The sequence below is a fragment of the Pseudomonas sp. FG36 genome, assembly GCF_057809275.1.
In genome coordinates this window covers 42132-57356 of record NZ_JBMDJQ010000023.1, presented here as the reverse complement: position 1 = coordinate 57356, position 15225 = coordinate 42132, and the positions used below count along the sequence as shown (strand labels likewise).

Sequence of the window (15225 nt, the reverse complement as noted above, 5' to 3'; positions counted from 1 at the left end):
TTATTGCGTCAGTTCGCCCAAGGCCCTTGCATGTCCGACCCCCGCTACCAGATCGACGTCAGCGTCGTGACCCGCTACCTCAAAGAACAATCCGACCCTGAAAGCAGCCGTTTCGCCTTCGCCTACACCATCACCGTGCAGAACAACGGCACGGTCAAGGCCAAGCTGATGTCCCGTCACTGGCTGATCACCAACGGTGACGGCGAAGTCGAGGAAGTGCGCGGCGCCGGTGTGGTCGGCCAACAGCCGCTGATCGAGCCTGGCCAGAGCCACACCTACAGCAGCGGTGCGGTGATCAGCACCCGCGTCGGCACCATGCAGGGCAGCTATCAGATGTTCGCCGAAGACGGCAAACGCTTCGATGCCCAGATCGCCCCGTTCCGCCTGGCCGTGCCCGGGGCGCTGCACTGATGGCCACCTACGCCGTCGGGGACCTGCAAGGCTGTCTGCAACCACTCAAGTGCCTGCTCGAACGCGTGCGCTTCGACCCGGCCGTCGATCGCCTGTGGCTGGTGGGCGACCTGGTCAACCGCGGCCCCGAGTCCCTCGAGACCTTGCGTTATCTCTACTCGATCCGCCATGCGCTGGTCTGCGTGCTGGGCAACCATGACCTGCACCTGCTGGCCGCCTGGCACAACGTCGAGCGCCTGAAGAAGAGCGACACCCTGCGCGAAGTCATCGAAGCCCCGGACGCCGACCAGCTGTTCGAGTGGCTCCGCCAGCAGAAACTGCTGCACTACGACGAAACCCGCGGCATCGCCATGGCCCATGCCGGTATCCCGCCGCAATGGACCCTGGGTAAAGCGCTGGAGCTGGCGGCGGAGGTCGAGGAAGTGCTGCGCGACGACAATCGCCTGAAACTGTATCTGGACGGTATGTACGGCAACGAGCCGAACAAGTGGAGCAAGGACCTGGCCGGCGTCGAACGCCTGCGAGTGATCACCAACTACTTCACCCGCATGCGCTTCTGCACCGCCACCGGCAAGCTCGACCTCAAGAGCAAGGAAGGCGCGGACAGCGCGCCCAAAGGCTATAAACCATGGTTCGCTCACCCGGACCGCCGCTCGCGCCATGTGAAAATCATCTTCGGTCACTGGGCAGCCCTCGAAGGCCGGGTCGACGCCCCCGGTGTGATTGCCCTGGATACCGGCTGTGTCTGGGGGGGCGCGATGACCCTGTACAATGTCGACAGCGGCGAATTCCACCGCTGCGACTGCACCCGCGAAGGCACCCCTCGCCCGCCGGCATCTCTCAACGATCAGCCATGAAGGAACCGCACCCATGAGCGAATTCAAGCGTATCTCCCCAGAACAAGCCCTCGCCCTGCGTGCCGAAGGTGCGATCGTTGTCGATATCCGCGACCCACAGGCGTTTGCCGCCGGCCATATCGCCGGCGCCACTCATCTGGATAATCACTCGGTAGCCGACTTCATCCGCAGCGCCGACCTGGACGCGCCTACACTGGTAGTCTGCTACCACGGCAATTCCAGCCAGAGTGCCGCCGCCTACCTGGTCGGCCAGGGCTTCTCCAACGTCTACAGCATCGATGGTGGCTTCGAACTGTGGCGTAACACCTACCCGGCGGAAACCGCCCAGGGCAGCGCCGAATAATTTTTTCATTTTTCCTGCAGCCCGCGCTTGGCGCGGGCTAGCGCCCGACCTGACGAACGGTCGTAGGCGTCTTCTCCGCTCCCCGCCCTTGACCTCTCGTATAACCAACTATCCTTAAGCCCAGGCCATCCAAAAAAGGGGAGAGCCGGTACACCGGCGTGCGGGTCATCGGTAGCGTTACAGGGTGTTCTGGGGGGTATACAGCAACCGGCAAAACCGGTTGCATGCCAGCATCGGCTGACTGATCCGGCGTCGTCTCCACGTATCGAGCGAGGTGACGTCATGAGCATTTTTAGCCACTTCCAACAACGTTTCGAGTCCACCCGCCAGGAAGAACTTTCGCTGCAGGAGTACCTCGAGCTGTGCAAAGAGGATCGCAGCGCCTATGCCTCGGCGGCCGAGCGGCTGTTGCTGGCCATCGGTGAACCAGAGCTGATCGACACCTCAAGCAACTCCCGGCTGTCGCGGATCTTCTCCAACAAGGTGATCCGCCGCTATCCGGCCTTTGCCGACTTCCATGGCATGGAAGAGTGCATCGACCAGATCGTCTCCTACTTCCGCCACGCAGCCCAAGGCCTGGAAGAGAAGAAACAGATCCTTTACCTGCTGGGTCCGGTGGGCGGCGGCAAGTCGTCGCTGGCCGAAAAACTCAAGCAGCTGATGGAAAAGGTGCCGTTCTACGCCATCAAGGGCTCGCCGGTCTTCGAGTCGCCACTCGGGCTGTTCAACGCCACCGAGGACGGTGCGATCCTCGAGGAAGAATTCGGCATTTCGCGCCGCTATCTCAATACCATCATGTCGCCCTGGGCCACCAAGCGCCTGCAGGAGTTCGGCGGCGACATCAGCAAGTTCCGGGTGGTGAAGCTCTATCCGTCGATACTCAACCAGATCGCCATCGCCAAGACCGAACCAGGTGACGAGAACAACCAGGATATCTCGGCCCTGGTCGGCAAGGTGGATATCCGCAAGCTCGAGGAGTTTCCGCAGAACGACGCCGATGCCTACAGCTACTCGGGCGCGCTGTGCCGGGCCAACCAGGGCCTGATGGAATTCGTCGAGATGTTCAAGGCGCCGATCAAGGTGCTGCACCCGCTGCTCACCGCTACCCAGGAAGGCAACTACAACAGTACCGAAGGCCTGGGGGCGATCCCCTACACCGGTATCCTGTTGGCCCACTCCAACGAATCGGAATGGCACACCTTCCGCAACAACAAGAACAACGAAGCGTTCATCGACCGTATCTACATCGTCAAGGTGCCGTACTGCCTGCGCGTCAGCGACGAGATCAAGATCTACGACAAGTTGCTGATCAACAGCTCGCTGGCCAAGGCTCATTGCGCTCCCGACACACTGAAGATGCTCGCCCAGTTCACCGTGCTTTCACGCCTCAAGGAGCCGGAGAACTCCAACATCTACTCGAAGATGCGCGTCTACGACGGCGAGAACCTCAAGGACACCGACCCCAAGGCCAAGTCGATCCAGGAGTACCGCGACTCCGCGGGCGTCGACGAAGGCATGAACGGCCTGTCGACCCGCTTCGCCTTCAAGATCCTCTCCAAGGTATTCAACTTCGATCCGCATGAAATTGCCGCCAACCCGGTGCACCTGCTGTACGTGCTGGAACAGCAGATCGAGCAGGAGCAGTTCCCCGCCGAAGTACGCGAGCGCTACCTGCGCTACCTCAAGGAGTACCTGGCGCCGCGCTACATCGAGTTCATCGGCAAGGAAATCCAGACCGCTTACCTGGAGTCCTACAGCGAGTACGGCCAGAACATCTTCGACCGCTACGTGCTGTATGCCGACTTCTGGATCCAGGATCAGGAGTACCGCGACCCGGAGACTGGCGAGATCCTCAACCGCATCGCCCTCAACGAGGAGCTGGAGAAGATCGAGAAGCCGGCCGGCATCAGCAATCCGAAGGACTTCCGCAACGAGATCGTCAACTTCGTGCTGCGCGCCCGTGCCAACAACAATGGCAAGAACCCCAGCTGGCTCAGCTACGAGAAGCTGCGGGTGGTGATCGAGAAGAAAATGTTCTCCAACACCGAAGACCTGCTGCCGGTCATCAGCTTCAACGCCAAGGCCAGCAAGGAAGACCAGCAGAAGCACAACGATTTCGTCACCCGGATGGTGGAACGTGGCTACACCGACAAACAGGTACGCCTGCTGTCGGAATGGTACCTGCGGGTCAGGAAATCGCAGTAAAAGCGGCACGTCCCGGGCGCTTGGCGGTGTGCCCCGGCACACCGCCGGCCCGTGGCGGCAGCGACTGCTTTTACTTGCAGCTCGTAGCTTGAAGCTTGCAGCTGTACCCAGCTACCGGAGGGCCCATGAGCTACGTTATCGACCGACGCCTGAACGGCAAGAACAAGAGCACGGTCAACCGCCAGCGCTTCTTGCGGCGTTACCGCGAGCACATCAAGAAAGCCGTCGAAGAGGCCGTGAGCCGCCGTTCCATCATGGACATGGAGCACGGCGAGCAGATCAGTATCCCGGGGCGTGACATCGACGAACCGGTGCTGCACCACGGTCGCGGCGGCAAGCAGACCATCGTTCATCCAGGTAACAAGGAGTTCACCGCCGGCGAACACATCGCCCGGCCACAGGGTGGCGGCGGTGGCGGCGGGCGCGGGAAGGCCGGCAACTCCGGCGAGGGCATGGACGATTTCGTGTTCCAGATCACCCAGGAAGAATTCCTCGAATTCATGTTCGAGGACCTGGAGCTGCCCAACCTGGTCAAACGCCACCTTACCGGTGCCGACACCTTCAAGACCGTGCGCGCCGGCATTGCCAACGAGGGCAACCCTTCGCGCATCAACATCGTGCGCACCCTGCGCTCGGCCCACGCCCGTCGCATCGCCCTGACCGGCAGCAGCCGTGCGCTGCTGCGCGAGGCGCAAAAGGAGCTGGACCGACTCAAGGTCGAAGAGCCCGACAACTTCACCGACATCCAGGATACCGAGGCCGAGATCGAGCGCCTCAAGGCGCGCATCAATCGCCTGCCCTTCCTCGACACCTTCGACCTCAAGTACAACCTGCTGATCAAGCAGCCCAACCCCAGCTCCAAGGCGGTGATGTTCTGCCTGATGGATGTCTCCGGCTCCATGACACAGGCTACCAAGGACATCGCCAAGCGTTTCTTCATCCTGCTGTACCTGTTCCTCAAGCGTAACTACGACCGCATCGAGGTGGTGTTCATCCGCCACCACACCAGCGCCCGCGAAGTGGACGAGGAAGAGTTCTTCTACTCCCGCGAGACCGGCGGCACCATCGTCTCCAGCGCGCTCAAGCTGATGCAGGAAGTCATGGCCGAGCGCTACCCGGCCAGCGACTGGAACATCTATGCCGCCCAGGCCTCGGACGGTGACAACTGGAACGACGATTCGCCGATCTGCCGCGACATCCTCGCCAACCAGATCATGCCGCATGTGCAGTACTACACTTACGTCGAGATCACCCCACGCGAACACCAGGCGCTGTGGTACGAGTACGAGCGCATCGGCGAAGCATTTCCCGACACCTTCGCCCAGCAGCAGTTGGTATCGGCCGGCGATATCTACCCGGTCTTCCGTGAACTCTTCCAGCGCAGGTTAGCCACATGACCGCCAGAGAGCAGAGACGCCAACCCATTTCCACCGGCTCCGAATGGACGTTCGAGCTGATCCAGACGTACGACCGCGAGATCAGTCGCCTGGCCGCCCGCTACGCCCTGGATACCTACCCCAACCAGATCGAAGTCATCACCGCCGAACAGATGATGGACGCCTACGCCTCGGTCGGCATGCCGCTGGGCTATCACCACTGGTCCTACGGCAAACAGTTCCTCAGTACCGAGAAGTCCTACAGTCGGGGTCAGATGGGCCTGGCGTACGAGATCGTGATCAATTCCGATCCGTGCATCGCCTACCTGATGGAAGAAAACACCATGTGCATGCAGGCACTGGTGATCGCCCACGCCTGCTATGGCCACAACAGTTTCTTCAAGGGCAACTACCTGTTCCGCACCTGGACCGACGCCAGTTCGATCATCGACTACCTGGTGTTCGCCAAGCAGTACATTGCCCAGTGCGAGGAGCGTCATGGCATCGACGCCGTCGAGGACCTGATCGACTCCTGTCATGCGCTGATGAACTATGGCGTGGATCGCTACAAACGCCCCTACCCCATCTCCGCCGAAGAGGAACGGCGCCGGCAGAAGGAGCGTGAAGAGCACCTGCAACGGCAGATCAACGACCTCTGGCGGACCATTCCCAAGGGCGCCGAAAAGGGTGGCGACAGGGACGATGCGCGCTTCCCGGCCGAGCCCCAGGAGAACATTCTCTACTTCATCGAGAAGCATGCCCCGCTGCTCGAACCCTGGCAGCGCGAGGTGGTGCGCATCGTGCGCAAGATCGCCCAGTACTTCTACCCACAACGCCAGACCCAGGTGATGAACGAAGGTTGGGCGACCTTCTGGCACTACACGCTGATGAACGATCTCTACGACGAGGGCCTGATCACCGAGGGCTTCATGATGGAGTTCCTCCAGTCACATACCAGCGTGGTGTTCCAGCCAGGCTTCGACAGCCCCTACTACAGCGGCATCAACCCGTATGCCCTGGGCTTTGCGATGTACACCGACATCCGTCGCATGTGCGAGGCCCCCACCGAGGAAGATCGCCGCTGGTTCCCGGACATCGCCGGCAGTGACTGGCTTTCGACCATCAAGTTCGCCATGAGCAGCTTCAAGGACGAAAGCTTCATCCTGCAGTACCTGTCGCCCAAGGTGATGCGCGACCTCAAGCTGTTCAGCATCCTCGACGATGACCAACGTGACGACCTGCTGGTCCCGGCGATCCATGACGAAGCCGGCTACCGCACCATCCGCGAGCAACTGGCCGCCCAGTACAACCTGGGCAACCGTGAACCCAACGTGCAGATCTGGAGCATCGATCGCCGCGGCGACCGCTCGCTCACCCTGCGCCACCAGCAGCACAACCGCAAACCCCTGGGTGATTCCACCGAAGAGGTGCTCAAGCACCTGCACCGCCTGTGGGGCTTCGATATCCACCTGGAGACCGTTCAGGGCGACCAGGTGATGAAGACCCACCACATGCCGCCACGCGGCGAGCACAGCGAGGCCGGCGACTACGGGCGCATGGACCTGGCCGTGGTGCACCACCTCTAGCGGCAGCCCACCTCCATTGCTGCCGACAAGGTATCCTGTCGCCAGTAATGGAGGTTCCACATGCAGATCTACAAGGTTGGCGGCGCCGTGCGCGACCGTTTGCTCGGCCGTCCGGTCAGCGACATCGACTGGCTGGTGGTCGGCGCCACGGTCGAACAGATGCAGGCCGAGGGCTTTCGCCCGGTTGGTGCCGATTTTCCGGTATTCCTTCACCCCAGGACGGGCGAGGAATATGCCCTGGCCCGTACCGAACGCAAGAGCGGGCGCGGGTATGGCGGTTTCACCTTCCACGCGAGCCCCGAAGTCACCCTGGAGGAGGATCTGGTTCGTCGCGACCTGACCATCAATGCCATGGCCGAGGACGAGCACGGCAACCTGCACGACCCTTACCATGGCAAGACTGATCTCGAGCAGCGACTCCTGCGCCATGTTTCCCCGGCATTCGCCGAAGATCCCCTGCGGGTACTGCGCGTTGCCCGCTTTGCCGCTCGCTACGCGCCGCTGGGCTTTCGTGTGGCCAATGAGACGTTGCAGCTGATGCGCCAAATCGCCGAATCAGGCGAACTACAGGCGTTGACCGCCGAGCGCAGCTGGAAGGAGATCGAGCGTGCGTTGATGGAAAGTGAGCCGCAGGTATTCATTGAGGTGCTGCGCAGCTGCGGCGGGCTGAACGAGCTGATGCCCGAGCTTGAGGGCGCCAGTACACTGGCCGCGCTGTACCAGGCGGCAAGGCACCAGCAGCCGCTGGCGGTGCGCTGGGCGTGCCTGCTGCGCGGACTGCAACCTGCCGCGCTGAAGGCGCTTAACCAACGCTTCAAGGCGCCACGTGAATGCCAGGAGCTGGCGATGCTGGTGGGGGAGTTTGCCGATCGGGCGGACCAGGCTCCGCAACTGGAACCTGCAAGCCTGCTGGAGATGCTGCAGAAGTTCGACGTGTACCGACGGCCACAGCGCTTCGAGGACTTCATCGCCGCCTGCGAGATGGCGGCGCTGGGTTCAGGTTATCCACAAGGCGAGTACTTGCGCGGGGCCGCTGAAGCGGCGCGCGCCGTGGATGTGAAACCGTTGCTGGAGGCCGGGCTTGCCGGCCAGGGCCTGGGTGAAGCGCTGAAAGGTGAACGACTGAAAGCGCTCGAAGCCTACAAGGCTGCTTGACCTGCCCGGCCCCTTCGCAGGTAGACCCGCGAAGAGGCCGGCGCAGGCTAAGCAGGGGTCAACTGCAACCCGCGCCATTCGAACGGTACCGGCGCCAGTACCTGCTCGATGCGCGCTTCCCGCCACAACTGCCCCATGGACTTGCCCTCGCCCGGGTGCACCAGCTCCGGGGCGAGCAACGACAGCGGCCAGAGCACGAAAGCGTTCTTCAGGATCTCCGCGCGCGGCAACACCAGCCCATCGAATGTCCCGCACAGGTCATCGAACATCAACACGTCGATATCCAGCGGCAGCCCCTTGCGGTCCGGCGCGTAGCGGCCATTGTCGGCCTCGATGAACTTGAGCCGGCGGTCGAGTTCCAGCAGCGGCAGTTCGGTGCGCCCGCGCACCACCAGGTTGTAGAAAGGGCCACTCTTGATCCCCACGGCCTGGCTCTCGAACACCGCGGAACACTGCATGTCTTTGAGGATGCCGGCGAGGGCATCGAGCCCGGCACACAAGTGCCGCTCACGCTCGATGTTGCTGCCCAGCCCAAGGTATACCGTGCTCAGAGACATCCGCGCTCGATCTCCACGCCTACACCACCACGGGCCGCCGGTACCGCGCCCGGCTTGGTGAGTTTCAGGCGCACCCAGGGAATGTTGAATTCCGCCATCAACACCGCGACCAAGCGCTCGGCGAAGGTCTCGACCAGCTCGAAACGGGCCTGTTCGGCGAACGCCTGGATACGTGCCGAGACACTGGCATAGTCCAGTGCCAGCGACAGATCGTCACCGGCCGCCGCCGGGCGGTTGTCCCAGGCGAAGCTCAGGTCCAGGCGCAGGCACTGGCGAATATCCCGCTCCCAGTCATAGGCGCCGATCACGGTATCGACTTCCAGGCCTTCGATGAACACTCTGTCCAAGCACTTCTCTCCACAGCACGACAAGGGCGACGGGCGCCGTTAGAATCAGGGCGTCCTCGCCCGGAATAGTTAGCATGTTTTGGTCACTGGCGCTGCTTGCCTACCTGCTCGGCTCTCTGTCCTTCGCCATTGTCCTGAGCCGCCTCAGTGGCAGCCCCGACCCGCGCTCCAGCGGTTCCGGCAATGCCGGCGCCACCAACATGCTACGCCTGGCGGGCCGCAAACTGGCGATCCTGACGCTGCTCGGCGACCTGTGCAAGGGCATGTTGCCCGTGCTGTTGGCACGCCTGGCCGGCCTCGACCAGCAAGAGCAGGCCTGGGTAGGCATCTGTGCGGTGCTCGGCCACCTGTTCCCGGTGTACTTCCGCTTCAAGGGCGGCAAGGGCGTGGCCACCGCCGCCGGCATGCTCATGGCGCTGTACTTTCCAGCCGCCCTGCTGGCCATCGGCGCCTGGTTGCTGACCTTCTACCTGACCCGCACCAGCTCGCTCGCGGCGTTGATCGCCACACCGCTGACGCTGCCCTTGCTGGCCTGGCGCGAGCCTGAGGCGCTGCTGCCGATGACCGTGCTGACGGTGCTGATCGTCTGGCGCCACCGCCGCAACCTGCGTGACCTGTTCGCCGGGCGCGAACGCCACTTCTGATGCGTTCGCACAAGCCCGGCTCACTTCATACTGCCGGCAACTGCTCCATCGGCCAGCGCGCCTGCACGCTGATCGCCAGGTCCTGCTGCTGCCCGGCCAACAGACGCTGGCAACCGGCATAGGCGATCATCGCACCGTTGTCGGTGCAGAAGCGTGGGCGGGCGTAGTAGACGTTGCCCTTGATGCTGGCCAGCATCTCTTCCAACGAAACGCGCAAGGCCTTGTTGGCGCTCACGCCGCCGGCGATGACCAGGCGCTTGAGGCCGGTCTGCTTGAGGGCGCGCTTGCACTTGATGGTCAGAGTCTCCACCACCGCCTGCTGGAACGCCAGCGACACGTCGCAACGGGTTTGCTCGTTGTCGTCCCCGGCATCGCGGCATTGCTGCCAGGTATTCAGGGCAAAGGTCTTGAGGCCGCTGAAGCTGAACTGCAGGCCGGGGCGGTCGCACATCGGCCGCGGGAACACGAAGCGCCCGGGCGTGCCTTGTTCGGCCAGGCGGGCGATCTCGGGTCCCCCCGGATAATTGAGGCCGATCAGCTTGGCGGTCTTGTCGAAGGCTTCGCCGGCCGCGTCGTCCAGGCTCTCGCCCAGCAGTTCGTACTGGCCGATGCCATCGACCCGCACCAGCTGGGTATGGCCACCTGAAACCAACAAAGCGACGAACGGAAACTGCGGCGGTTGCTCTTCGAGCATCGGCGCCAGCAGATGGCCCTCCATATGGTGCACACCGATCGCCGGAATATCCCAGGCGAACGCCAGTGCCTGGGCGCAAGAGGCGCCCACCAGCAGCGCGCCGACCAGGCCCGGGCCTGCGGTATAGGCGATGGCGTCGATCTCGGTGGCGACGCAGTCGGCCTCCTGCAGCACCTGGCGAATCAGGGGCAGCATGCGTTTGACGTGATCGCGCGAGGCGAGCTCGGGCACCACGCCGCCATAGACGCGGTGCAGGTCGATCTGGCTGAACAGCGCGTCGGCCAGCAGGCCGCGTTCACTGTCGTATAATGCGACGCCAGTTTCGTCGCAGGATGTTTCCAATCCCAGTACTAGCATGGGTCCGTGCCTTGTGGAGGCTGAATTCGAAGGCGCGCATGATAGTCCCCGTGCCCGGTGCCGACCAGCGGTTTTCGATCAGAGGCTTTGCATTCCGGCCAGCTAAGGGTTAACATCCGCAACCCCTGAAAACCGACGTTCTCCAGCACACCTTATGTTTTGCCAGGAGCACGTCTACCCCGGTAATGAATTAAGGTAGCCCTGGATGCCAGCCGTCAAAGTTAAAGAGAACGAACCCTTCGACGTAGCTCTGCGTCGTTTCAAGCGCTCCTGCGAAAAAGCCGGTGTACTGGCTGAAGTTCGTAGCCGCGAGTTTTACGAGAAGCCGACCGCCGAGCGTAAGCGCAAAGCCGCTGCCGCTGTTAAGCGTCACGCGAAGAAAGTTCAGCGCGAACAGCGCCGCGCCGTTCGTCTGTACTAAGTACAGCCGTTCTACGCAAAGCTTCTGCCATGCCCGGCCTCGCGCCGGGCTTATGGTAGCGGTTGCTTGAAACCCTTGGCCATGCGCCTGGGGCGCCCCGGCAAAAGCCATGGGCAACCTGCCTCAACGCGTCAGAACTGGTCTTTGGCCAGGCGTGCACGTCTTTTCTGACGAGCCCTCACCGGCTACCGACGAGCACACACCTCTTCCTGCGACACCCCACGCCAAACCCGCGCACAAGCGTTTAGACTTGCCAGTTGCCAGATGACGAGGCTGCCATGGCCGGGCTGATTCCCCAGAGCTTTATCGATGATCTTCTCAACCGCACCGACATCGTCGATGTGGTGAGTTCGCGCATCCAGCTGAAAAAGACCGGCAAGAATCTCTCCGCCTGCTGCCCGTTCCACAAGGAAAAGAGCCCCTCCTTCACCGTCAGCCCCGACAAGCAGTTCTACTATTGCTTCGGTTGCGGCGCTGGGGGTAACGCCCTTGGCTTTGTCATGGACCACGACAACCTGGACTTCCCCCAGGCAGTCGAGGAGCTGGCCCGCGCGGCCGGCATGGAAGTCCCCCGCGAGGAAGGCCGCCGCGGGCAGAAGCCACGCCAACCGACAGACTCGCCGCTGTACCCCTTGCTGGAGGCGGCCAGCGAGTTCTATCGCCAGGCCCTGCGCAGCCACGCCACCCGCAAGGCGGCAGTGGAGTACCTCAAGGGGCGCGGCCTGTCCGGCGAGATCGCCCGCGACTTCGGCCTGGGCTTCGCGCCGCCGGGCTGGGACAACCTGCTCAAGCACCTGGGTGCCGACTCGCTGCAACAGAAAGTGATGATCGACGCCGGCCTGCTGATCGAGAACGCCGAAAGCGGCAAGCGCTATGACCGCTTCCGCGACCGGGTAATGTTCCCGATCCGCGACAGCCGCGGCCGGGTCATCGCCTTTGGCGGCCGGGTGCTGGGCGACGACAAGCCCAAATACCTGAACTCCCCGGAAACCCCGGTGTTCCACAAGGGCCAGGAGCTGTACGGCCTGTACGAGGCACGCAAGCACAACCGCAACCTCGACGAGATCATCGTCGTCGAAGGCTACATGGACGTCATTGCCCTGGCCCAGCAGGGCTTGCGCAATGCGGTGGCCACCCTCGGCACGTCCACCAGCGAGGAGCACCTCAAGCGCCTGTTCCGCGTAGTGCCCAGTGTGCTGTTCTGTTTCGACGGCGACCAAGCTGGCCGCAAGGCCGCCTGGCGCGCCCTGGAGGCGACCCTGTCGAGCCTGCAGGACGGCCGCCGCGCACGCTTCCTGTTCCTGCCCGAAGGCGAAGACCCGGACAGCCTGGTGCGCGCCGAAGGCACCGATGCCTTCCAGGCCCGCATCAACCAGCACGCCCAGCCACTGGCCGACTATTTCTTCGAGCAGTTGAGCAACGAGGCCGACCCGCGCTCTCTGGAAGGCAAGGCGCACATGGTGACGCTGGCCGCACCGCTGATCGAAAAGGTCCCGGGCGCCAACCTGCGCCAACTGATGCGCAACCGCCTGAAAGACATTACCGGCCTCGACCCGCAGCAGATGGAGCAACTGGCCCAGAGCGCGCCAGCACCCAGCGCACCGGATTACGACCCCGGCTACGACTACGACGCCATGGCAAGCTACGCGCCTGACCATGGCGACATGCACTACCAGCCCGACTATGCCGCGCCACAACAGGAGCAACGCCCCTGGACTCCGAACAAAGGTGGCGGCAAGAAGCAGTGGGACGGCAAACCCTGGGACAAGAAAGGTGGCAAGCCGTGGCAGCGCGATGGCCAGCGCGGCGAAGCGCCGCCACGGGTACCCGCGCCAGTGGAACCACCGACGCTCTCGGCCCTGCGCACCTTGCTGCATCACCCGCTGCTGGCCGGCAAGGTCGAGGATGCCAGCCACTTCGCCGACGAAGAGCAACTGTACAGCCAGCTGCTCGTGGCCCTCATCGAGGCCGCGCAGAAGAATCCTAAGCTAAGCTCAATGCAGCTGATCGCACGCTGGCACGGGACCGAACAGGGTCGCCTGCTGCGCGCCCTGGCGGAAAAGGAATGGTTGATCGATGCCGACAACCTTGAACAACAGTTTTTCGACACTATAACTAGCTTGTCCGCTCGCCAGCGCGAGCGCAGCCTGGAACATCTGCTCAGGAAAGCGCGTCTAAGTGAACTGAGTACAGAGGAAAAATCTCAGCTGCTTACCCTGCTGAGCCGTAATGTTCCCGCACAAAACCCGACCTCATCTGGCGCGTGAGGTCCATGCTCGGGTATAATCCTCGGCTTGTTTTTTGCCCGCCAAGACCTTCAGTGGATAGGGTGTTATGTCCGGAAAAGCGCAACAGCAATCTCGTATCAAAGAGTTGATCACCCGCGGTCGTGAGCAGGGCTACCTGACTTACGCGGAGGTCAACGACCACCTGCCAGAGGATATTTCAGATCCGGAGCAGGTGGAAGACATCATCCGCATGATCAACGACATGGGGATCAACGTATTCGAGAGTGCTCCGGATGCGGATGCCCTGTTGTTGGCGGAAGCCGACACTGACGAGGCCGCAGCCGAAGAGGCCGCCGCCGCATTGGCGGCTGTCGAGACCGATATCGGCCGCACGACCGACCCGGTGCGCATGTACATGCGCGAAATGGGTACCGTCGAGCTGCTGACCCGCGAAGGCGAGATCGAAATCGCCAAGCGTATCGAGGAAGGCATCCGTGAAGTCATGGGCGCCATCGCTCACTTCCCGGGTACTGTCGACTACATCCTCGGCGAATACGACCGTGTCACCTCCGAAGGTGGCCGTCTGTCCGACGTTCTCAGCGGTTACATCGACCCTGACGACAACATCGCCGCACCGACCGAAGAAGTACCGATCCCGGGTGCCAAGGCCGCTGCCGCGAAGGAAGAAAGCGACGACGAAGACGAAGAGAACGCCGATGGCGACGACGAGGAAGAGGCCGAAAGCGGTCCGGATCCGGTTGTTGCCGCCCAGCGTTTCGGTGCAGTCAAGGATCAGCTGGTCGATACCCTCAAAGTGCTGAAGAAGCACGGTCGAGGCCATAAAGACAGCATCAGCGCCATGCAGGCGCTGGCCGACCTGTTCATGCCGATCAAGCTGGTGCCGAAGCAGTTCGACGTTCTGGTCGAGCGCGTACGCGGTGCCCTGGATCGCCTGCGCCAGCAAGAACGCGCCATCATGCAACTGTGCGTGCGTGACGCGCGCATGCCGCGTGCCGACTTCCTGCGCCTGTTCCCGAGCAACGAGACCGACCAGACCTGGTCCGGTGACCTGGCCAAGCGCAACACCAAATGGGCCGCAGCCCTGGGTGAGAAAAACGCCGCCATCGTCGCTTGCCAGCAAAAACTGATCGACCTCGAGACCGAGACCGGCCTGACCGTCGCCGAGATCAAGGACGTCAACCGCCGCATGTCCATCGGTGAAGCCAAGGCTCGCCGCGCCAAGAAGGAAATGGTCGAGGCGAACCTGCGTCTGGTGATCTCGATCGCCAAGAAGTACACCAACCGCGGCCTGCAATTCCTCGACCTGATCCAGGAAGGCAACATCGGCCTGATGAAGGCGGTGGACAAGTTCGAATACCGTCGCGGCTACAAGTTCTCGACCTACGCCACCTGGTGGATCCGCCAGGCGATCACCCGCTCGATCGCCGACCAGGCGCGCACCATCCGTATCCCGGTGCACATGATCGAGACGATCAACAAGCTCAACCGTATTTCCCGCCAGATGCTGCAGGAAATGGGTCGCGAACCGACCCCGGAAGAGCTGGGCGAACGCATGGAAATGCCTGAGGACAAGATCCGCAAGGTCCTGAAGATCGCCAAAGAGCCGATCTCCATGGAAACCCCGATCGGTGACGACGAAGATTCGCACCTGGGCGACTTCATCGAGGACTCCACCATGCAGTCCCCGATCGACGTGGCCACGGTCGAAAGCCTCAAGGAAGCGACCCGTGACGTGCTCTCGGGCCTGACCGCACGCGAAGCCAAGGTTCTGCGCATGCGTTTCGGCATCGACATGAACACCGACCACACCCTCGAAGAAGTCGGCAAGCAGTTCGACGTGACCCGCGAGCGGATCCGTCAGATCGAAGCCAAGGCGCTGCGCAAGCTGCGTCACCCGACGCGAAGCGAGCATTTGCGCTCCTTCCTCGACGAGTAAAGACGAACCCCGGCCCAGGCCGGGGTTTTTCTTATGTGACAGAAGGTCGTGGCCCCTGTCTACCCAGCGGGCGGGAAGCCCGTCTAC

At 62.6% G+C, this 15225-nt stretch carries 14 protein-coding genes; 11 read left to right on the top strand and 3 right to left on the bottom strand.

Annotation, left to right across the window (positions count from 1 at the left end):
- The first annotated feature begins 30 nt into the window (after positions 1–30).
- The 7 genes from apaG (at position 31) to ACODS9_RS17940 (ending at position 7933) form a co-directional block, all read left to right on the top strand.
- Positions 31–411, top strand: coding sequence for a Co2+/Mg2+ efflux protein ApaG (gene apaG / locus ACODS9_RS17970; protein WP_401107818.1), 381 nt, complete (start codon positions 31–33; stop codon positions 409–411).
- Positions 411–1268, top strand: a complete 858-nt coding sequence (locus ACODS9_RS17965) for a symmetrical bis(5'-nucleosyl)-tetraphosphatase (protein ID WP_489094411.1) — start codon at positions 411–413, stop codon at positions 1266–1268. Before apaG ends, ACODS9_RS17965 begins: the two co-directional genes overlap by 1 nt.
- Positions 1269–1281: 13 nt before the next feature.
- Positions 1282–1611 carry a thiosulfate sulfurtransferase GlpE gene (glpE, locus tag ACODS9_RS17960; RefSeq protein ID WP_046857381.1) on the top strand — a complete coding sequence of 110 codons (330 nt, stop codon included), beginning with the start codon at positions 1282–1284 and terminating at the stop codon, positions 1609–1611.
- 282 nt (positions 1612–1893) lie between these two features.
- The gene (locus tag ACODS9_RS17955; RefSeq protein WP_023629260.1) at positions 1894–3816 is read left to right on the top strand and encodes a PrkA family serine protein kinase; all 1923 of its coding nucleotides are present in this window, start codon (positions 1894–1896) and stop codon (positions 3814–3816) included.
- Positions 3817–3941: 125 nt separating this feature from the next.
- Positions 3942–5213: a YeaH/YhbH family protein gene (locus ACODS9_RS17950; protein WP_046857382.1), complete on the top strand. Its 1272-nt coding sequence runs from the start codon at positions 3942–3944 to the stop codon at positions 5211–5213.
- Positions 5210–6778 carry a SpoVR family protein gene (locus ACODS9_RS17945; RefSeq protein ID WP_277502554.1) on the top strand — a complete coding sequence of 523 codons (1569 nt, stop codon included), beginning with the start codon at positions 5210–5212 and terminating at the stop codon, positions 6776–6778. Before ACODS9_RS17950 ends, ACODS9_RS17945 begins: the two co-directional genes overlap by 4 nt.
- Positions 6779–6838: 60 nt before the next feature.
- On the top strand, positions 6839–7933 hold the full coding sequence (locus ACODS9_RS17940; protein ID WP_489094410.1) for a multifunctional CCA addition/repair protein: 1095 nt from the start codon (positions 6839–6841) through the stop codon (positions 7931–7933).
- A gap of 47 nt (positions 7934–7980) precedes the next feature.
- On the opposite strand, the gene folK is transcribed toward ACODS9_RS17940, so the two are convergent.
- Positions 7981–8490, bottom strand: coding sequence for a 2-amino-4-hydroxy-6-hydroxymethyldihydropteridine diphosphokinase (folK, locus tag ACODS9_RS17935; protein ID WP_046857385.1), 510 nt, complete (start codon positions 8488–8490; stop codon positions 7981–7983).
- The gene (folB, locus tag ACODS9_RS17930; RefSeq protein ID WP_046857386.1) at positions 8481–8837 is read right to left on the bottom strand and encodes a dihydroneopterin aldolase; all 357 of its coding nucleotides are present in this window, start codon (positions 8835–8837) and stop codon (positions 8481–8483) included. Before folB ends, folK begins: the two co-directional genes overlap by 10 nt.
- 74 nt (positions 8838–8911) lie before the next feature.
- Here folB and plsY point away from each other — a divergent pair, with 74 nt between their 5' ends.
- Entirely contained in the window at positions 8912–9481 is a 570-nt protein-coding gene (gene plsY, locus ACODS9_RS17925; protein WP_046857387.1) for a glycerol-3-phosphate 1-O-acyltransferase PlsY, read from the top strand.
- A 25-nt stretch (positions 9482–9506) separates the two neighbouring features.
- On the opposite strand, the gene tsaD is transcribed toward plsY, so the two are convergent.
- Positions 9507–10532 (bottom strand): tRNA (adenosine(37)-N6)-threonylcarbamoyltransferase complex transferase subunit TsaD, encoded by a 1026-nt coding sequence (gene tsaD / locus ACODS9_RS17920; RefSeq protein WP_046857388.1) that lies wholly within the window; start codon positions 10530–10532, stop codon positions 9507–9509.
- A 205-nt stretch (positions 10533–10737) separates the two neighbouring features.
- Between tsaD and rpsU the strand changes: the two genes are divergently transcribed.
- The 3 genes from rpsU (at position 10738) to rpoD (ending at position 15138) form a co-directional block, all read left to right on the top strand.
- A complete protein-coding gene (gene rpsU, locus ACODS9_RS17915; RefSeq protein WP_003255575.1) occupies positions 10738–10953 on the top strand; it encodes a 30S ribosomal protein S21 in 216 nt (71 codons plus the stop codon).
- Positions 10954–11231: 278 nt separating this feature from the next.
- Positions 11232–13220: a DNA primase gene (dnaG, locus tag ACODS9_RS17910; RefSeq protein ID WP_046857389.1), complete on the top strand. Its 1989-nt coding sequence runs from the start codon at positions 11232–11234 to the stop codon at positions 13218–13220.
- A gap of 67 nt (positions 13221–13287) precedes the next feature.
- Positions 13288–15138, top strand: coding sequence for an RNA polymerase sigma factor RpoD (gene rpoD / locus ACODS9_RS17905; protein ID WP_046857390.1), 1851 nt, complete (start codon positions 13288–13290; stop codon positions 15136–15138).
- Positions 15139–15225 lie beyond the last annotated feature (87 nt).

What these genes read in the sequence shown, in the direction of transcription:
- apaG (WP_401107818.1), top strand. Translation starts at nt 31, where the DNA reads ATGTCCGACCCCCGCTACCAGATCGACGTCAGCGTCGTGACCCGCTAC.
- ACODS9_RS17965 (WP_489094411.1), top strand. Translation starts at nt 411, where the DNA reads ATGGCCACCTACGCCGTCGGGGACCTGCAAGGCTGTCTGCAACCACTC.
- glpE (WP_046857381.1), top strand. Translation starts at nt 1,282, where the DNA reads ATGAGCGAATTCAAGCGTATCTCCCCAGAACAAGCCCTCGCCCTGCGT.
- ACODS9_RS17955 (WP_023629260.1), top strand. Translation starts at nt 1,894, where the DNA reads ATGAGCATTTTTAGCCACTTCCAACAACGTTTCGAGTCCACCCGCCAG.
- ACODS9_RS17950 (WP_046857382.1), top strand. Translation starts at nt 3,942, where the DNA reads ATGAGCTACGTTATCGACCGACGCCTGAACGGCAAGAACAAGAGCACG.
- ACODS9_RS17945 (WP_277502554.1), top strand. Translation starts at nt 5,210, where the DNA reads ATGACCGCCAGAGAGCAGAGACGCCAACCCATTTCCACCGGCTCCGAA.
- ACODS9_RS17940 (WP_489094410.1), top strand. Translation starts at nt 6,839, where the DNA reads ATGCAGATCTACAAGGTTGGCGGCGCCGTGCGCGACCGTTTGCTCGGC.
- folK (WP_046857385.1), bottom strand. Translation starts at nt 8,490, where the DNA reads ATGTCTCTGAGCACGGTATACCTTGGGCTGGGCAGCAACATCGAGCGT.
- plsY (WP_046857387.1), top strand. Translation starts at nt 8,912, where the DNA reads ATGTTTTGGTCACTGGCGCTGCTTGCCTACCTGCTCGGCTCTCTGTCC.
- tsaD (WP_046857388.1), bottom strand. Translation starts at nt 10,532, where the DNA reads ATGCTAGTACTGGGATTGGAAACATCCTGCGACGAAACTGGCGTCGCA.
- rpsU (WP_003255575.1), top strand. Translation starts at nt 10,738, where the DNA reads ATGCCAGCCGTCAAAGTTAAAGAGAACGAACCCTTCGACGTAGCTCTG.
- dnaG (WP_046857389.1), top strand. Translation starts at nt 11,232, where the DNA reads ATGGCCGGGCTGATTCCCCAGAGCTTTATCGATGATCTTCTCAACCGC.
- rpoD (WP_046857390.1), top strand. Translation starts at nt 13,288, where the DNA reads ATGTCCGGAAAAGCGCAACAGCAATCTCGTATCAAAGAGTTGATCACC.